Here is an 18,906-nt window from a genome sequence, read left to right on the forward strand (position 1 = left end):
ACAATTGTCACATCCCCTTGAGATAGCTCAATCTCTGGCTTTGAGTTTCCGCTGCGGGATGTGTATATTTGAGAGCAGTTATCATTTATTTAGGGTTTAACCATGCAAGTATACGGATGCTGTGAGCTGATTCGCGAACTTTATGCTCAGATCGGCAGCGGCGATCAGGCTTATGTTCCAAAAGCGATCTCATGTGCTGTTAAAGCGTTGAATGACATTGCTGCCGATGAATCTTTACCAATGGAAGCGCGAGAAAAAGCAGCGTTTGCGGCGGCCAATCTATTGATTTCAGACTTTGAGGACTAGAGATGAATCTAGCAAACTTTGAAAGCATGGATCCTGTCATGCTGATGAGCATTGTGAATATGAAGCTTCGTGATGACTTTGCCGGTGATCTCGATAAATTGGCAAACTTCTTCGATATCGACAAAGCAGCCTTAGAAGCTAAGCTCGCGAGTGCAGGGTTTGATTTCTTACCAGAAGCTGGACAGTTTCGTTAAGACAAATACAAAAAAGGTTGACGATATCGTCAACCTTTTTGCATCAAGCGTGTTATTCAGCGTTGCGCGCTTTTCTCTGCGCAGACTTACGAGAGTTTCGCTCAGTTTGGTTTTTGATAAAACCTGCTAACTCTTGTTCGCCCCAAGCTTTCGCCAGCTCTTCTGACTCAAAACCGGTTTCTCTTTTTGATACGACCGTTTTTCTCGATGTTACTTGGCGTGTGATTTCCGCACACCAGCCACCGCGTTTTTCCGATACACGTACAGCGAATTTAGACATTTGATTACCCTCAAGGAAGTTGTTTGTTGTGCTTTGAGCTATCAGCTATCCATCGGTATGAAGCTCGTTTCGCCCCTTCCCTTGGCAAGCGCGGTATTAGAGCATAAATGTTGTCGCTAAGCTGTAAAAATTTGCCCTATCGAAAAAATTTTTCTCTGTCCCAAACAAAAAGCGCAAACCACTTGGCTTGCGCTTTCTTCATCAAACATTTAACCAGCAGTTAGCCGATATTCTTACGTGCGTTTTGGAACATACGCATCCAAGCACCGTTTTCACCCCAACCTTCTGGAGCCCAAGAGTTTGCAACCGTGCGGAATACACGCTCAGGGTGAGGCATCATAATGGTTACACGGCCGTCAGCTGTAGTCAGACCGGTAATCGCATTTGGCGAACCATTCGGGTTGTTCGGGTATTGTTGCGTTGGGTTGCCGTTATTATCAACGTAACGTAGCGCTACAGTACCTGACGCTTCAATTGCGTTTAGGTGCTCACCGTCACGTACTTCGACGCGACCTTCACCGTGAGATACCGCGATTGGCATACGAGAGCCAGCCATGCCATCGAAGAACACAGAATCAGACTTCTGTACTTCAACTAAGCTAAAGCGCGCTTCAAAACGCTCAGATTCGTTGCGAACAAAACGTGGCCACAAGTCTGCACCTGGAATCAGTTCTTTCAGGTTAGAAAGCATCTGACAGCCGTTACACACACCTAGAGAGAAGGTTTCTTCACGGTTGAAAAACGCTTGGAACTGCTCACGCGCTTGTGCGTTAAACAGGATAGACTTCGCCCAACCTTCACCCGCGCCTAATACGTCACCGTAAGAGAAACCACCACAAGCGACCAGACCTTGGTATTCATCCAGTGCCGCTTGGCCTGTCAGAATATCGCTCATGTGGATGTCAGTTGCTTCAAAACCAGCACGGTCAAACGCTGCTGCCATTTCAACGTGAGAGTTTACGCCTTGCTCACGAAGAATCGCCATCTTAGGTTTCGCGCCTTTCGCAATGTAAGGGGCTGCGATATCTTCATTCACATCAAAGCTTAGTGAAACATTCAGGCCTGGGTCTGAGTTGTCTTTCTTCGCTTCAAATTCTTGGTCTGCACATGCTGGGTTATCACGTAGCGCCTGCATTTTATGCGTGGTTTCTGCCCAGATAACTCGTAGTTCGGTACGTGAACGCTTAAGCACAACATCATCACCAGACGTGATAACAAAGTCGTCTGATGCTTCAACGCTGCCAATCACATGTGAACATGCTTCTAAGCCGTTTGCCGCTAGCGTAGACAGAACTGAATCCAGGTCGTCGTTCTTAACCTGAACAACCGCACCTAGTTCTTCGTTAAATAGAACCGCCAGCGCATCGTCACCAAGCTCTGCGATGTTCGCTTTCACACCACAGTGGCCCGCGAATGCCATCTCAGCCAGCGTTACAAATAGACCGCCGTCACCTTTATCGTGGTAAGCAAGCAGCTTGTCGTCACGAACCAGTGTTTGCATTGCATCAAAGAAGCCTTTTAGCTGCTCAGCGTTGTCTACGTCTGCCGGCTTGTCACCCAGCTGCTTGTAAACCTGTGCCAGTGCTGTTGCACCCAAACGGTTTTTGCCGTTACCCAAGTCAACAAGAACAAGTGAAGAATTACCTTTGTCAGTGCGTAGCTGAGGCGTTACTGTCTTACGCACGTCTTCAACACGGCCAAACGCAGTGATTACCAGCGACAGTGGAGAAGTTACTTCTTTGCTTTCACCATTCTCTTCCCACTTGGTCTTCATCGACATTGAGTCTTTACCAACAGGGATAGTCAAACCTAGCGCTGGACACAGCTCTTCACCAACCGCTTTCACTGCTTCGTAAAGACCTGCGTCTTCACCAGGGTGGCCTGCTGGAGACATCCAGTTCGCAGACAGCTTAATGCGTTTAATATCGCCGATGTCAGTCGCTGCGATGTTAGTCAGAGACTCACCAACCGCCAGACGAGCAGATGCGCCGAAGTCTAGTAGAGCAACCGGAGTACGCTCACCCATCGACATCGCTTCACCGTGGTAGGTATCGTAACTTGCCGCTGTAACCGCACAGTTCGCGACAGGCACCTGCCAAGGACCAACCATCTGATCACGAGCAACCAAACCAGTAACAGAGCGGTCGCCGATAGTAATCAGGAAGGTTTTCTCAGCAACCGTTGGTAGACGAAGTACGCGATCAACCGCTTCGTTGATTTCGATGCCATCGCGCGCAATCGCCGGGCTATCTACTTTCAATGTCGTCGCTTCACGGTGCATCTTCGGTGTTTTACCAAGCAAGATATCCATTGGCATATCAATTGGCGTGTTATCGAAGTGAGAGTCTTCTAGAGTTAGATGACGCTCTTCTGTTGCCACACCAACCACAGCGTATGGTGCACGCTCGCGCTTACAGATCGCATCGAACGCTTCCATGTTTTCTGGCGCTACCGCAAGAACATAACGCTCCTGAGATTCGTTACACCAGATTTCCAGAGGGCTCATGCTCAATTCATCATTTGGTACATCACGTAGCTGGAACTTACCGCCACGCTCACCGTCGTCACAAAGCTCAGGAAGTGCGTTAGAGATACCGCCCGCACCCACATCGTGGATAAATGCGATTGGGTTCTCTTCACCTAGCTGCCAACAACGGTCGATCACTTCCTGACAACGACGCTCCATCTCTGGGTTTTCACGTTGTACTGAAGCAAAGTCCAGATCTTCTGCTGACTGACCAGACGCCATTGAAGACGCCGCACCGCCACCAAGACCGATGTTCATTGCCGGACCACCAAGAACGATTAGGCTCGCGCCTACTGGGATCTCTTTCTTCTGTACGTGCTCGTCACGGATGTTACCCATACCACCAGCAATCATGATTGGCTTGTGGTAACCACGCACTTCTTCACCTGCGTGAGAAGTCACTTTCTCTTCGTAGGTACGGAAGTAGCCTAGTAGGTTTGGACGACCAAATTCGTTGTTGAATGCCGCGCCGCCTAGAGGACCTTCAAGCATGATGTCTAGTGCGTTTACGATACGACCCGGCTTACCGAAGTCCGTTTCCCACGGCTGTTCAAAACCTGGAATACGCAAGTTAGAAGTTGTGAAGCCAACCAGACCCGCTTTTGGCTTACCACCGATACCGGTCGCGCCTTCATCACGGATTTCACCACCTGAACCCGTTGATGCGCCCGGCCATGGAGAGATTGCCGTTGGGTGGTTGTGCGTCTCTACCTTCATCAAGATGTGTGCATCTTCATGGTGGTAAGTGTATTGACGAGATTTCGGATCTGGGAAGAAACGACCGACTTTAGAACCAGTCATTACCGCTGCGTTATCTTTGTAAGCAGACAGAACGTGGTCTGGCGTCGTTTCGAATGTGTTTTTGATCATCTTAAACAGCGACTTCTCTTGGTCTACGCCATCGATAGTCCAGTCTGCATTAAAGATCTTATGACGACAGTGCTCTGAGTTCGCCTGAGCAAACATCATCAGCTCGATGTCGTTAGGGTTACGACCTAGCTTAGTAAAGTTCTCTACTAAATAATCAATTTCATCTTCTGCTAGCGCCAAACCTAGGGAAACGTTTGCTTCTTCCAGTGCAACACGACCGCCTGCTAAGATATCAACATGCGCGACAGGCTTAGGCTCTGCGACAGTAAATAGTGCTGACGCGGCTTCAAGTTCTGTGAACACGCTTTCCATCATACGATCGTGGATTAGCGCTTTCACTGCATCAACTTGAGCTGGAGATAGTTCTGACGTAGCTTCAACATAGTAAGCTGTACCGCGCTCAAGACGCTTAACTTTGCTTAGACCACAGTTTTTCGCAATATCGGTAGATTTAGAAGACCAAGGTGAGATAGTACCCGGACGAGGGGTCACTAGAAGCAAAAGACCTTGAGGCTCGTGCTCTTCGATCGTTGGGCCGTAAGTAAGCAGTTTTTCTAACTTTTCTAACTCAGGCGCATCCAGATCAGCGGTAAGATCAGCAAAGTGCATAAACTCTGCGTAAATACCTGTAACAGGTAAGTCTTGTTCACGACAAAGTTCCAGTAGTTTATTAACACGAAACTCAGATAGAGCTGGGGAGCCACGCAAAATTCTCATGTGCTTAGGTCTCTTATGCAATTGATTAAGGTGATATTGGAATAAATTCAGCCACTTAGATTAAATCTAGTCGAACTTATACCGATTCCACCTCTCCTTTGCGAGCGCATTATATAGCAATTGTTTTTGTGATGTAACACCAAAAGCAACCGTTTGCGTCACTTTTTTTGTCAATTTTGAGCTCGACCAAAAGGAAGAACTGTCTCCGATTACGAATTCCCTGTCTTGCCATGTCTTCTCACTTTGATATAAATGCTCTACTGGATTATGAGATTGTCATTGAATGAAAAAGCATTACTTAAATTACTTTCGCTATTTAGGCTCAATACTGTTGGCGGCGATCACGCTGACAGGGTGCCAAATCGAGTCAGAACCTAAGAGCGAACTCGAACAAATTCGCGAACGCGGTGTACTGCGTGTCGGGACGCTCAACAATCAGCTTTCCTATTACATTGGCCCAGATGGTCAAGCGGGTTTGGATTACGAACTTGCGCGTGAGTTCGCCGATGAACTTGGCGTCAAATTAGAAATGAAACCTGCGTACCGCATTTCGAGTCTTTACCCGGCGCTACGTAACGGTGAAATCGACATTATTGCGGCGGGTTTAACCCAATCGCCAGAGCGCTTGAAAAACTTCAGACCAGGTCCTGCTTACTACTACGTCAGCCAACAACTGGTGTATAAAAAAGGCCAGTGGCGCCCACGTAACCTTAAACAGCTTTTAGAAAAACAAGATGAGCTGATTGAGCAAAACGATGGCAAAGCCATTATTCAGATCATCGGAGATTCCCACTTTAATCAGACCCTTGCCGATATCAAACAGCAAAACCCTGACTTTTCTTACCAAGTCGATAACAACTCTGACGTCAACGATCTGCTAAAGAAAGTCGCAACTGGCGAACTGGCGTTTACCGTGGCTGACTCGGTTGAAGTGCATTTGTCTCAGCGTATTTATCCTGATATTGCTTTGGCGTTCGAGTTAACCGAAGACCAACCCATCTCTTGGTTCTTGCGCCGCTCACAAGATGAAAGTCTTTACGCTATGCTGATCGAGTTCTTTGGTCAGACTAAACAGTCGGGGCAATTAGCCTCGCTAGAAGAGAAGTACATTGGTCATATCGACTCATTTGATTACGTTGATACCCGCGCCTTTATCCGTGCGCTGGATTCTAAACTGCCTAAGTGGTCACCACTATTTAAGAAATACTCTGATGAGTTTGATTGGCGCTTAGTGGCGGCGTTGGCGTACCAAGAATCACATTGGAACCCGAGAGCCAAATCACCAACAGGCGTACGCGGTATGATGATGTTGACGCTGCCAACCGCAAAAAGCGTCGGCGTGACCGATCGTTTAAATCCGGAGCAGTCGGTCAAAGGCGGCGTCGAATACCTACGACGTATGGTTGAACGAGTGCCTGACTCTGTTGAAACCCACGAGAAGATTTGGTTTGCGCTGGCCTCGTACAACGTCGGCTATGGACACGTGATGGATGCTCGCCGCCTAACGAAAAAACAAGGTGGTAATCCAGATGCATGGTCTGATGTAAAAGAAAGATTGCCGTTGCTGCGCCAACAGAAATACTTTAGCCAGACGCGTTATGGCTATGCTCGCGGTGACGAAGCGAAAAACTATGTTGAAAACATCCGACGTTATTACCAGAGCATCATCGGACACGTGGAACAGCAAACTGTCGAGAATAATGACCTCGACAACAGCGATTTCACCGTAATTCAGGTGCCTGACTCTGCCCTTTCGGATGCAGAAGCTGCCTTTGAAGATGAGACAGAATCAGAGTCTGACCAAGAAGAGTAGCCTTCGTAAACTCGAGGAATTAAAACCAAGTACGTGCCTTTTATTCATCACAAAGAATTTTAGACACGTACTTGAGTTCCCCATTGCCCACCCGCATATAGTGCTAGTATCTAAACGTAGGTTTGCATTTATAAAACAGTAACAATTGGATGCTATAAAACGACAAATCGCGAACACTTTACGACGTTCACGATTGTCAAATATAGTCGATACGTAGTTTCCTAGAGGAGGTTGTTTTATGCGTCGACATAAAATGCCATCAAGACGAGTAAATAAAACTGTTGCTTCAAACCGCCGCAAGCGAAGACTGAGCAACAACAAGAAAAAAGTCATTGCGCGTCACCGCGCGTTCATGCAGTTAATCTCAGAGTAATCCCAGCAAGCAAACATCTAGTATTCGGATGTTTGCTTCAAATCTTACGACTCGTTCCCTTGCTCCAACTGCTGTGCCTTTCTTTCCGCTTTCTTTTCTTTTCGACGACGCTTAAAGAAGCTTTGTAACTGTTCTCGGCATTCCTGCTCTAATAGACCACGCTCCACGTCGGCGTAGTGATAAGCCGCTTGGTGCTCAAACAGGTTCAGCACTGTCCCTGCAGCCCCGGCTTTTAAATCAGGCGCGCCAAACACAATTCGTTTCACACGACTATGTAGTAAAGCACCTGCACACATCGGACACGGCTCCAACGTCACGTACAAAGTGGTATCCAACAAGCGGTAGTTTTGTAGTACTTCCCCGGCTTTACGTAGAGTTTGAATCTCAGCGTGCGCAGTCGCGTCATGAGCACCAATAGATCGGTTCCACCCTTCTGCTATCACTTCACCATCTTTGACTAACAACGCCCCTACAGGGACTTCTCCTTCTGATTCTGCGATGCGAGCAAGCTCTATCGCTCGGCGCATAAACTGTTCATCTTCTGGAGTAAATGACGATTGTGACAAGGGAGTATCCTATTACGTTCGGAGTAGTTCATTGCCGCTAAGAATAGCCGAAAATGGATCGGAGAAAAACAAAAAGGCCCGCGATAATGCGAGCCTTGAGCTTTAAGCGACGAACGGTTACATCGTGTAGGTGTAAGGTGCTTGGATGCCTAGCGGGATACCCAGCGCCCAGTAACCTAGTAGGAAGATAGACCAACCAATCAGCATCGCGATTGAGAATGGCATCATCAGTGATGCGAGTGTACCGATACCGGTCGATTTCACATAGCGTTGACAGTAAACCACAACCAGCGGGAAGAACACCATCAATGGAGAGATGATGTTAGATACTGAATCGCCCACACGGTATGCCGCTTGAGACAGTTCTGGCGAGATGCCTACAGCCATTAGCATTGGCACTAGGATCGGACCAATCAATGCCCATTTCGCTGATGCAGAACCGATCAATAGGTTTACCGCTGCTGTTAGCAGAATCATACCAATGATCGTCGCTTCACCTGGCAGATTCATCGCTTTCAAACCTTGCGCACCGTACAGTGCCAACATGGTGCCGATGTTTGACTGAGCAAAAGCAGACAAGAACTGAGCACAGAAGAATGCCATTACGATGTAAGCACCCATCGTCGACATCGTATCCGCCATTGCCTTAACGATGTCGTTGCTGGTCTTAAATGTGCCAGACACTTTACCGTAAACGTAACCAGGGATAATAAACAAGATAAAGATCAGCGGCACAATCGACTTCATGATCGGTGCTGAGAACGCGGTAATTTCACCTTCTGGAGAACGCAGAGCTGACGTTTCTGGAATCAGTGCAGCGACTAATGCTGCAATGCCCGCCAGCATTGACCACCCCGCGTAGCGGAAGGCTTTTGACTCAAGCTCAGTGAAAGAGCCAAGATCCGGAGCTTTTTCTGCATCCTCATCAATTGGTGTATTCGCTAAACGTGGTTCGATGATTTTCTCTGTCACATACCAGCCGATAGCTACGATGATGATCGAAGACAGACCAGTAAAAAAGATGTTCGCTAATGGGTTTACAACGTATTCAGGGTCAAGAACCTGCGCTGCAGTTTGAGTAAAGCCAGCCAATAGAGGGTCAATGCCCGAAGGGATAAAGTTTGCTGAGAAACCACCCGATACACCGGCAAACGCCGCCGCAATACCCGCTAATGGGTGACGACCTGCTGCGTGGAAAATAATACCACCAAGAGGAATAACCAGAACGTAGCCTGCATCTGCCGCTGTGTGCGATACGATCGCGACAAGAATCAGCATTGGTGTAAGAAGTTTCGCTGGCGTGAAGTTCAGCATCTTCTTAAGACCAGTAGTGATGAAACCTGAAGAATCAGCGACCCCCACACCTAGCATCGCAACCAGCACGATACCGAGAGGCGCAAAACCAGTGAACGTTTTCACCATGTTGGCTAGGAAGCTTGCTAAAGATTCGCCGGTAAGAAGGTTGTTGATCGCAAGCACATCGCCAGTTCGAGGGTTAACTAAGTCAAACGATACGTTTGAAAGCAGCGCTGACGCGCCCCAAGTGATCACTAATGCCCAAAAGAACAAAATCGCAGGGTCTGGGATCTTATTACCCGCGCGCTCAATAAAATTTAAAAATCTATCCATACCACTCGGCTTAGTGGCTGGAGTTGTATTTACAGCTTGGTTACTCATCGTAACTCCATAATGTGATGTTGTTGACCTAGACTTTTATGAATTATTATTTCAGTCGTCTTTCAGCCAAACATTCTATTAAAATCACTTTATGAAAGCACAGCATTCCAAAGGTTTTTCCATATTTGGAGATATATTTTGCAAAAATGCCATCACGTCACAACAGCACGTAAACAATACCTTTCATGTCTAAAAACAATCTCGATACAAATGTGCAATGTATAGAATAAAGCACTGTCGTACCTCACCACTCCTTAAAACAGTGTTGGTATCCACTAGTTATCAAATTCGCTGAATTTCGATAGCATGGTTTGTAGCCGAACTTTTTGAGTTTGCCCAAACCTATCCTGCCAATAGGCGTCAATCACCACCGTTTTAACCGCACCAGATAAGGTTGTGCTTGGTACTGACCAACTCAATGAATACAACGGATGGGTAGTGTCATTGCCATCAACAATGCTGGTATTAAAATCGGCAACCGCAATACTAGAGGCAGCAGCAGAAGCTCCGCGAGTCCGAAACCACTCCAGTTTCTTTTCCGCTAGGTGTAGCGCTTGGATACTGTGAGCCGCATAGTCGGCACGCTGCTCAACGTAAGTTTGCAGTTTGATCAATCCCAGAGCGCCAATACCTATCAAAACAAAGGCAATCAGAATCTCAATTAAGCTAAAGCCTTGTTGTTTGGATACACCCATAGCGTGCTTTGGTTTTACGAGATTATTTCGCATACCAACTCCCCTTTCTCCAGCGAGGTACAACATTGGCGTTGCGCGAGTTATCGATGATGTCTTTGTTGTATCTAAAGTCTAAGGAGTCAAAAAATACCGCTGCTTGACCATCAGAATCAAAATACTGCCCACCAGAAACTAAGAAAGCACCATGTTGGTAATACGAAGCAATAGTGCGGTAACTATCCTCAACAACTGATGGTACGTGGTTCAAATGTGCATTTGCCGCTAACCCAGACCAGTCTCCAACTGATGGGGTATAGGCATAGTTAAAGTGGAATAATACGCCTTTAAACTTATTGGTTGTTGCGCCCGTTGCAGGGGTCCCCATCACCGAGAACAAACCATCGTGAACCATAACGGTCACGCCATTCGTCCCCTGTGTCGCATTAACCAAACCGTTATATTCTGTTTGGGTAATCTCGCAGCTACCTTCTACCCAGAGGTGATGATTTCCACTCAGTATCTGAGTTGTCAGTTGGGTTCCGCAGCTAGGTAGGAGTGCACCTGAGCCACCCGCATCCAGAATGGTAAATGTCCCATTATCTCGAACTTTGTCGTGATCTGCTTCTTCGACACCGAAAAATGACTCAAACGGTTTCAGGTGTGTATTCTGTGCAAAGTCTTTTCCTGCTCCTGCGCCACCTGTCGCAGATGACAAATAGTTATTGGTCGCAGTGTTGGCACAATCAAGACTGCTCGGATTAGAGAAGTCAGCAAAAGGCGAGTCACCGTGGATAACACCTTTGTTGTCGACCACTGATGAGTAGAATCGGTTTTTATAAGTTAACGCTATGCACTCCCAGCCGTCGGAGCCCAAAGCGCCTGGGTCTGGGGTAGAGAATGTAGCACTGGAGTGAAAATAGACATCAGCACTGGATTGCATCGCCCCATACCCCAAGTCGCCACCCATCTGGATCTCTTTTTTAAGAGATGCAAAACCAACGTCAGCCTTGACCATATAACCCGCTTGTGTCACCTCAAACGAAGGAACGATCGCTAAGCCCGAACCACAGTCTGTCACTGTTGCGGGAATCGATTTGATTGGTTTAAATTGCGCCCAACCACATTCCAATGCACCTTCCGCCAGCCAGTGTTGCTGTCTACTTGTGACTTCATTTTGCGCTCGTTTAATTTGATAAAAAACATTGCGGTAAGAAGTTAAAACGATCACTAACGAGGCAGCGAGCAACAAACAGGTCACCAATAGCGCAGCCACGCCAGCTTGATACTTTCTCATTGCCAGTTCCTGTGTTTAATTTCAACGCTCATCGTTCGATTGACTGAAACGTTATTCGTCAACTGAGCGGTCATTGATACCGTCGTCACTGCACTGCTCACCTTACCCCCTGCTACCGAATGGGTGACGGCTGAAAACGCGGTAACATCGATTTGCTTAGGGTCGAAAACAGAGAAACATACCCCTTTGTAACCAGAGTCCGCGGCTGAAGCTACTAACATCGGCGACGACTGAGTCTTTTCGCATATCTTCAGAGAACTTGCGCTACCAGAAACTGGCGCGTGTCGATAGACGACACTCCGCAAGCTTGCAACACCCGAAGGCGCAATACGGTAAATGTAACCCAGCATGTCCGGTGAGCTTTGTACGTGAATGGTGTCAGTAGCGCCAGAGAGCTTTAATGATCCCGTATCGACACCATCATATCCCGCTCTTTGGGCGTCCTCTTTTATCTGCTGTAGCGTGCCTGCCATATTCTGCAGCAATAACAATTCCTGACCACGTTTGCTTGCCGTACGTTGTGACGAAATAAACAGCGAGCCGATGATGCCAATCGCAATCACGCCGATCACAGAGGCAATCATAAATTCAATTAACGATGCGCCTTTCTGCTTTTTAACAAGCTGGGTAACCATAGCGGCTTCCCCCTTCTCCACAGACTAAAATACGACTCGCTCCATACGAAGATTTAAGAACCAGCTCTTCGCTACTGTCGTCTGCCGGATGAAACGAAATGGAACCGCCGGTGATCTTCCCACGTACGCCATCAAACTTTATTTGGTCTGAAACATAGTTAGGCGCAACGCTAATGTTGATGAACGGAGAGCCAGAAAAGACCTTAAATGTGGTCCCCACTCCTGGGGTATCTGCATCTGTCAAAACAATCCGCCACGAACCAGTGGAATCTGGGTTAGTCGGTATATCAATATGTGCCCACAAATCTTGATTGCGAAACACCGCTTCTGATTTTGCTTGATGGAGAAATGTCTGCAATGAGCTCGCTAACTGGGTCATTTTTGTTTGCCCCGATAAAGCTGAAAAGCTCGGGACAGCAAACGCCATCATCGCTGTGAGCACGACGATAGTGATAAGTAATTCCAATAGAGTAAACCCGCGAGGCATTTCCCAAATTCCTTTGAAAACAATGTGATTTATACGAATCCGCTTGCACCGATGCTAGCAGCTACCAAAAATAGATTGACTGTAGAGGTGGAACAAATGGAAATGATTCGAAAAATTAGATGCAAAAGAATGGCTTGCAATGAGAAAGGTATGAGTCTGATCGAAATAATGATCGCCGTAGTGATACTCGGAATACTTGCAGCAATCGCGTTACCTAGCTACACCGCATATGTCGTAGAGGGGCACAGAAGCCAAGCGCTCGCAGACATGGCGAAAATACAACTTAAGCTAGAAGAAAATTATAACGCGGGTTATTCAGCGACTGGCATCATCTCTGGTGGTGTTTGTATAATCTGCGACAGTGATACGGACCGATACGCGATGAACCTTACCACCACCTCGACGGGGTACACGATCACAGCGACGCCTCAGTCCACCAAAGGGCAAAATAGCGATAAGTGCGACGGTACAAGTTACACCAGCCTGACCTTGACTCAAACAGGCGAAGGAACACCTTCAGCGTGTTGGAAATAGAGATTAAACCGATCAAAAAAGCCTGCATTGCTGCAGGCTTTTTTACTGTACTCAACCGGACTTAGCTGGTTAGGTCATCAAAGAACTTCTTCACGCCATTAAAGAAACCTTCAGACTTTGGCTTGTGCTTAGTTGCCGCTTCGCCGCCACAAGATTCTTCAAACTCTTTCAGTAAGTCTTTTTGGCGAGAGCTTAGGTTCACCGGCGTTTCAACAACCAATTTAACGATGAGGTCGCCGATACCACCACCACGAACGCCTTTCACGCCTTTGCCACGCATACGGAACATACGACCAGTCTGCGTTTCAGAAGGCACTTTCAGATTTACACGACCATCAAGTGTCGGAACTTCAACTTCCCCACCCAATGCTGCCATTGCAAAACTTACCGGAACCTCACAGTACAGGTTATTGCCGTCACGTTCGAAGATATGGTGGTCTTTCACGTGTACCTGAACGTATAGGTCACCGGCTGGTGCACCCATTTCGCCTGCTTCACCTTCGCCAGAGAGACGAATACGGTCGCCAGTATCCACACCCGCAGGGATCTTAACGTTAAGTGTTTTGGTTTTCTGCTTACGACCTTGACCATGACACACATTACATGGGTCTTTAATGATCTTACCTTTACCATGACAGGTAGGACAGGTCTGCTGAACAGCGAAGAAACCTTGGCGCATCTGCACTTGACCGTGACCATGACAGGTGCCACAAGTTTCAGCTGACGTGCCTTTCTTCGCGCCGCTACCGTCACAGCTATCACAGTGAACCAGTGTTGGAACTTCGATTTCTTTTGACACACCGCGAACGGCTTCTTCAAGCGTCAGTTCCATGTTGTAACGAAGGTCTGCTCCGCGTTGTGCACGCGCATGACCACCGCCACGACGACCACCACCGAAGATATCGCCAAATACATCACCAAAGATGTCACCAAAATCAGCGCCGCCGCCACCGAAGCCGCCACCGCCCATACCGCCTTGTTCAAAGGCTGCGTGACCGTATTGGTCATACGCGGCTTTCTTCTGAGGGTCGGTTAGGATTTCGTACGCTTCTTTTACTTCTTTAAACTTATCCGCAGCAGATTCATCACCCTGGTTACGGTCCGGGTGGAATTTCATTGCAAGGCGTTTGTACGCCTTCTTGATATCACGCTCTGATGCATCACGGCTTACGCCTAATACTTCGTAAAAATCACGTTTTGACATGTTCTTCGTCACCAATGTAGTACTGCAAACGGCCACTGCCGCTTGGTGTTTGTATCGTTTTAGGTAAAGGCTTTCATCAGAAAAGCGCTTAGCTAGAAAGACATTCTTATCTACAAACATGCGGGCGTTAGAGTTACCTCAAACGCCCGCAAAGAGATTCCAATAAGGAGCTTCAACCCGAGTAGACGTTCCCATCTACTCGGTGATTGAATTACTTCTTATCGTCTTTAACTTCTTCAAACTCTGCGTCTACAACGTCGTCTTCAGCAGACTGTTGTTGAGCGCCAGCTTCAGCACCTTGTTGTGCTTGAGCTTTTTGCTGAGCGATTTCCATTAGCTTTTGAGCAGCAGTCATTAGAGCCTGAACTTTTGCGTCAATTGCTTCTTTGTCTTCGCCTTTACGAGCTTCTTCAAGTTCTGTAATTGCAGCTTCGATCTTCTCTTTCTCGTCCGCTGGAAGAGCATCACCTGCTTCTTCGATTTGCTTACGAGTACCGTGGATCATTTGGTCAGCTTGGTTACGTGCAGCTGCTAGCTCTTCGAACTTCTTGTCCGCTTCTTTGTTAGCTTCTGCTTCTTGAACCATTTTCTCGATTTCATCGTCGCTTAGACCGCCAGATGCCTGGATAGTGATCTTCTGCTCTTTGCCAGTCTGCTTGTCTTTCGCTGATACGTGTAGGATACCGTCCGCATCAAGGTCGAAAGTTACTTCAATTTGTGGCATGCCACGTGGTGCAGGCTGGATGCCTTCTAGGTTGAATTGACCTAGAGACTTGTTGTACATCGCTTGCTTACGCTCACCTTGTAGAACGTGGATAGTTACCGCGCTCTGGTTGTCTTCTGCAGTAGAGAAAACTTGGTTCGCTTTAGTTGGGATCGTTGTGTTCTTCTCAACTAGCTTAGTCATTACACCCCCCATTGTCTCGATACCTAGAGACAGTGGAGTTACGTCTAGTAGTAGAACGTCTTTAACTTCACCAGCAAGAACACCACCCTGAACTGCAGCACCCATTGCTACTGCTTCGTCTGGGTTCACGTCACGACGCGCTTCTTTACCAAAGAACTCAGCTACTTTAGCTTGAACCATAGGCATACGAGTCTGACCACCCACTAGGATTACGTCAGTGATGTCGTTTACTGATAGGTCAGCGTCAGCTAGAGCAACTTTTAGTGGCTCAAGAGAACGTTGTACTAGGTCTTCAACTAGAGATTCTAGTTTCGCACGAGTCACTTTTACGTTCATGTGCTTAGGACCAGTCGCATCTGCAGTCACGTAAGGTAGGTTTACGTCTGTTTGCGAAGTAGAAGAAAGCTCAATTTTCGCTTTTTCTGCTGCTTCTTTAACACGCTGCATTGCTAATGGATCGTTCTTAAGATCGATACCTTGTTCTTTCTTGAACTCTTCAACCAAGTAGTTGATTAGACGGTTATCAAAGTCTTCACCACCTAGGTGAGTGTCACCGTTAGTTGCTAGTACTTCGAACGTTTTCTCGCCTTCAACTTCGTCAATCTCGATGATTGAGATATCGAATGTACCACCACCAAGGTCGTAAACAGCGATAGTGCGGTCACCGCCTTTCTTGTCTAGGCCGTAAGCCAGTGCTGCCGCTGTTGGCTCATTGATGATACGTTTAACTTCTAGACCTGCAATACGGCCAGCATCTTTAGTCGCTTGACGCTGAGCATCGTTAAAGTAAGCAGGAACTGTGATAACTGCGCCAGTTACTTCCTCACCTAGGAAGTCTTCAGCAGTTTTCTTCATTTTCTTAAGTACTTCAGCAGAAACCTGAGGAGCCGCCATTTTTTGGCCTTTCGCTTCTACCCATGCATCACCGTTGTCTGCCTTAACGATTTTGTAAGGCATGATTTCGATGTCACGCTGAACTTCTTCGTCTTCGAAACGACGACCGATTAGACGCTTGATTGCAAATAGCGTGTTTTCTGGGTTTGTTACTGCTTGACGTTTTGCAGGCTGACCTACTAGCGTCTCACCATCTGTGTATGCAATAACTGATGCCGTTGTACGCTCACCTTCCGCGTTTTCGATTACGCGTGGTTTGTCGCCGTCTAGTACAGCAACACAAGAGTTAGTAGTACCTAAGTCAATACCAATGATTTTACCCATCAGGCTATCTCCGAATAAATTCTATTTTCGTTTTGCTATATCCCCTATGTGGGGATGGAGAATCGGGTTTCAACCCTTGCTCACAAACAAAAATAATTATGTTTGCTTCTCTTATGCCCCATAGATAAGGGCGTCGAATAGGTTTTCAAGGGACAAAGTAAAAAAAAACGTATTTTTTTCTTTAAACCCGCCGTATATATCCTTTTATGGGGACTAAATATGGCTAATTCAATTTGAATAAGGTTATTTATGGCCAAAGAAAAAGCGAGACACATGGCCTCGCTTTAAAATTGCTCGTGAAAGAATAAGTAGCTTACGCGTTTGCTTGCGCTGGTTTTGCGTCGACTTCGGTTTCTACTTCCGCTTTATCAATTTCGCCTTCACTTTTCGCTACGATAGTGTTCACTGCTGTATCACCCACCACGTTTGATGAGGTACAGAACATATCGTTAATACGGTCTACCGCGGCAACAATTGCCAAACCTTCTGGTGGTAGGCCTAGTTGGTGAAGCAACACACCGACCATTACGATACCGCCGCCCGGAACACCACCCGCACCAACAGATAGCAGTAGGATAGTTAAACCAAGAGTAAACACGTCCGCTGAGTTGATTGGTTGGCCAAATGCGTTCGCGACAAAAATTGTTGCTAGCGTAATGTAAATAGATACACCAGACATGTTCATCGTCGCGCCCAGTGGCACACCGAAACCTGCCACTGACTTAGACACTTTCAGCTTGTCTGTCAGCGTGCGCATGGTTACCGGAATGGTTGCGTTCGAGCTTGCCGTTGATAGCGAGAACAAGATCTGCTCACGAGTTGCACGCAAGAACGTTTTTGGAGAAGTCCCTGTCGCTAGGCCTACTGCGGTTGGGTAGAACACGAAAATCCAGAACACCAACATGGCAATAACCAAAGCGACGTAGCCAGCTACAGACAGTAGCGTGTGCGCATCAAGCGTTGCACCCAACTGAATCATCAGTGCAAGAACACCGTATGGCGCTAGGCTCATCACAAGACCAACGAGCTTCATCATGATCTCATTCGCCATCTTGAAGGTACGAATTGCAGGACCACCACGAGAATCAAGTGCTTGAATCGCTAGGCCAGTTAAAATCGCCATAAAGATGATTTGTAGCATGTCGCCGTTAGCAAATGCTTGGACAGGGTTGCTAGGTACGATGTTAACCACTAGAGAGAAAATATCTGGGGTTTCAGTTGTTGTCAGTTGGATCGACTCTGAAATGGTCCCAGCCAGATGCGCGTCAGCACCCGGTTGAACAATCATACCGATAGTTAACGCAGCAGTGATGGCGATGATGGTGTTGATAATGTATAGAGCAAAAGTTTTTCCACCAAGACGACCAAATGCAGTGATGTCTTTTAGATCAACAATACCGCAGACGATAGATACGTAAACCAGAGGCACAACCAATAGTTTGATCAGTGATACAAACATACCACCTACCCCTTCTGCCGCACCTAGTAAGTACGTATCAAAAATCGCAATACCGCTAAATAAGTACTGAATCGCGGTACCGATGAGTAAGCCAGCAAATAGACCGACAAAAATCTTACTCGAAAGCGATTTATCCATGCCTCAATCTCCAATATGTTGTGTTAGATATTTATAGTTTTGTAGCTTATCTACCTAGAATATTCGGCAGACACCACGCACAATACACAAAAAAATCACAAATCAAAGCGTTTCTTTACAATAATGTTACATATATCGTATTGGAAACTTATTTTCCAAATTAACACCAAAGGAAACTTTTTCCCCAAATCAAAGCTTTACACCGAACCTAATAAACTGGTCTGACAGGATCAAAAAAAGAGAGGCTTTTGGCCTCTCTTTTACAAAATTTGAACGGATTGTCGTCTGCCGCTTATTTAGCAACCATCACCATCGCAGGACGAATCACGCGACCATTCAGCTCGTAACCTTTTTGCATAACGAACATAACAGTGTTTGATTCGTGATCTGGGCTTTCTTGAATCGACATCGCTTGGTGCAACTCTGGGTTGAAAGTTTCACCTTCTGGGTTGATTTCTTTCAGACCAAACTTAGCCACCGTATCAACGAAAGTTTTGTGAGTCAGTTCCACACCTTCCAGAATTGGCTTCACCGCTTCAACTTCACTATCCGCAGCTTGAATCGCACGCTCTAGGTTATCAATAACCGGAAGAAGCTCTTCAGCAAATTTGTTTAGTGCGTATTTACGCGCTTTGTCGATCTCTTGCTCAGTACGACGACGCATGTTCTCAACTTCTGCTTTCGCACGAAGAACAGAGTCTTGCTGCTCTTGCACTTTTGCTTCGCTGGTCAATAGTGCCGCTTCTAGTTGAGCAATTTTAGCGTCTTTCTCATCACCAATTTCTTCAAGTTCAGCTTCTGCTTCTTGTGCAGCCGCTTCCACCTTCTCAGCTTCCTCGATGATTTGATCTAGCTCTTCTTCAGTAACTTTGTTTTCTTCGTTGCTCATGATATCTCCAGAATTCAACTATATTTGGCTCCCAGCAAATCACATTTATCGCGCTGGGGGACACAAAAATTCGCATAAATAGCTAACTTGCCATTATTATGGGGATGAAGATTATTGATTCAAGCCTATTTAGTGCGGAAAACC

General features: G+C 46.8%; 16 protein-coding genes and 1 pseudogene. 5 read left to right on the forward strand and 12 right to left on the reverse strand.

Annotated features, from left to right (window positions below; genetic code table 11):
* The first annotated feature begins 102 nt into the window (after positions 1–102).
* Positions 103–306, forward strand: coding sequence for a YaeP family protein (locus AKJ31_RS13235; RefSeq protein WP_053409578.1), 204 nt, complete (start codon positions 103–105; stop codon positions 304–306).
* A gap of 2 nt (positions 307–308) precedes the next feature.
* Positions 309–500 carry a DUF4250 domain-containing protein gene (locus tag AKJ31_RS13240; RefSeq protein WP_053409579.1) on the forward strand — a complete coding sequence of 64 codons (192 nt, stop codon included), beginning with the start codon at positions 309–311 and terminating at the stop codon, positions 498–500.
* 55 nt (positions 501–555) lie between these two features.
* On the opposite strand, the pseudogene AKJ31_RS13245 reads toward AKJ31_RS13240, so the two are convergent.
* Together AKJ31_RS13245 and purL are read right to left on the reverse strand one after the other, a co-directional pair.
* A pseudogene (locus tag AKJ31_RS13245) lies at positions 556–780 on the reverse strand (DUF3622 domain-containing protein); the annotation flags it as partial.
* Between the two features lie 220 nt (positions 781–1,000).
* Positions 1,001–4,894 carry a phosphoribosylformylglycinamidine synthase gene (purL, locus tag AKJ31_RS13250; protein ID WP_053409580.1) on the reverse strand — a complete coding sequence of 1,298 codons (3,894 nt, stop codon included), beginning with the start codon at positions 4,892–4,894 and terminating at the stop codon, positions 1,001–1,003.
* Positions 4,895–5,177: 283 nt separating this feature from the next.
* On the opposite strand from purL, the gene mltF reads away from it, so the two are divergent.
* Together mltF and AKJ31_RS23535 are read left to right on the forward strand one after the other, a co-directional pair.
* Complete coding sequence (mltF, locus tag AKJ31_RS13255; RefSeq protein ID WP_053409581.1) at positions 5,178–6,707, forward strand: membrane-bound lytic murein transglycosylase MltF; 1,530 nt, start codon at positions 5,178–5,180, stop codon at positions 6,705–6,707.
* Positions 6,708–6,945: 238 nt separating this feature from the next.
* On the forward strand, positions 6,946–7,080 hold the full coding sequence (locus AKJ31_RS23535; protein WP_281173353.1) for a hypothetical protein: 135 nt from the start codon (positions 6,946–6,948) through the stop codon (positions 7,078–7,080).
* Between the two features lie 44 nt (positions 7,081–7,124).
* Here the strand turns inward: AKJ31_RS23535 and tadA are convergent, their stop codons facing one another.
* The 6 genes from tadA to AKJ31_RS13285 all read right to left on the reverse strand — a co-directional run bounded on the left by tadA (position 7,125) and on the right by AKJ31_RS13285 (position 12,413).
* Positions 7,125–7,646, reverse strand: coding sequence for a tRNA adenosine(34) deaminase TadA (gene tadA, locus AKJ31_RS13260; RefSeq protein WP_053409582.1), 522 nt, complete (start codon positions 7,644–7,646; stop codon positions 7,125–7,127).
* A gap of 117 nt (positions 7,647–7,763) precedes the next feature.
* On the reverse strand, positions 7,764–9,323 hold the full coding sequence (locus tag AKJ31_RS13265) for an AbgT family transporter (protein WP_053409583.1): 1,560 nt from the start codon (positions 9,321–9,323) through the stop codon (positions 7,764–7,766).
* A gap of 275 nt (positions 9,324–9,598) precedes the next feature.
* The gene (locus AKJ31_RS13270; protein ID WP_053409723.1) at positions 9,599–10,018 is read right to left on the reverse strand and encodes a type IV pilus modification PilV family protein; all 420 of its coding nucleotides are present in this window, start codon (positions 10,016–10,018) and stop codon (positions 9,599–9,601) included.
* Positions 10,019–10,040: 22 nt separating this feature from the next.
* Positions 10,041–11,291, reverse strand: a complete 1,251-nt coding sequence (locus AKJ31_RS13275; protein WP_053409584.1) for a hypothetical protein — start codon at positions 11,289–11,291, stop codon at positions 10,041–10,043.
* Complete coding sequence (locus AKJ31_RS13280) at positions 11,288–11,926, reverse strand: PilW family protein (RefSeq protein WP_053409585.1); 639 nt, start codon at positions 11,924–11,926, stop codon at positions 11,288–11,290. The genes AKJ31_RS13275 and AKJ31_RS13280 overlap by 4 nt, the downstream gene beginning before the upstream one ends.
* On the reverse strand, positions 11,907–12,413 hold the full coding sequence (locus tag AKJ31_RS13285) for a GspH/FimT family pseudopilin (RefSeq protein WP_053409586.1): 507 nt from the start codon (positions 12,411–12,413) through the stop codon (positions 11,907–11,909). The genes AKJ31_RS13280 and AKJ31_RS13285 overlap by 20 nt, the downstream gene beginning before the upstream one ends.
* Positions 12,414–12,509: 96 nt before the next feature.
* Here AKJ31_RS13285 and AKJ31_RS13290 point away from each other — a divergent pair, with 96 nt between their 5' ends.
* Entirely contained in the window at positions 12,510–12,947 is a 438-nt protein-coding gene (locus tag AKJ31_RS13290; RefSeq protein ID WP_053409724.1) for a type IV pilin protein, read from the forward strand.
* 61 nt (positions 12,948–13,008) lie between these two features.
* Here the strand turns inward: AKJ31_RS13290 and dnaJ are convergent, their stop codons facing one another.
* The 4 genes from dnaJ to grpE form a co-directional block, all read right to left on the reverse strand.
* A complete protein-coding gene (gene dnaJ / locus AKJ31_RS13295; RefSeq protein ID WP_053409725.1) occupies positions 13,009–14,151 on the reverse strand; it encodes a molecular chaperone DnaJ in 1,143 nt (380 codons plus the stop codon).
* Positions 14,152–14,362: 211 nt separating this feature from the next.
* Complete coding sequence (gene dnaK, locus AKJ31_RS13300) at positions 14,363–16,276, reverse strand: molecular chaperone DnaK (protein ID WP_053409587.1); 1,914 nt, start codon at positions 16,274–16,276, stop codon at positions 14,363–14,365.
* 313 nt (positions 16,277–16,589) lie between these two features.
* Positions 16,590–17,873, reverse strand: a complete 1,284-nt coding sequence (locus AKJ31_RS13305) for a dicarboxylate/amino acid:cation symporter (RefSeq protein WP_053409588.1) — start codon at positions 17,871–17,873, stop codon at positions 16,590–16,592.
* A gap of 292 nt (positions 17,874–18,165) precedes the next feature.
* Positions 18,166–18,762, reverse strand: a complete 597-nt coding sequence (gene grpE, locus AKJ31_RS13310) for a nucleotide exchange factor GrpE (RefSeq protein WP_053409589.1) — start codon at positions 18,760–18,762, stop codon at positions 18,166–18,168.
* Between the last annotated feature and the right edge of the window lie 144 nt (positions 18,763–18,906).

The sequence above is a fragment of the Vibrio hepatarius genome (assembly GCF_001274785.1).
In the GTDB taxonomy this organism is placed as follows: Bacteria; Pseudomonadota; Gammaproteobacteria; order Enterobacterales; family Vibrionaceae; genus Vibrio; species Vibrio hepatarius.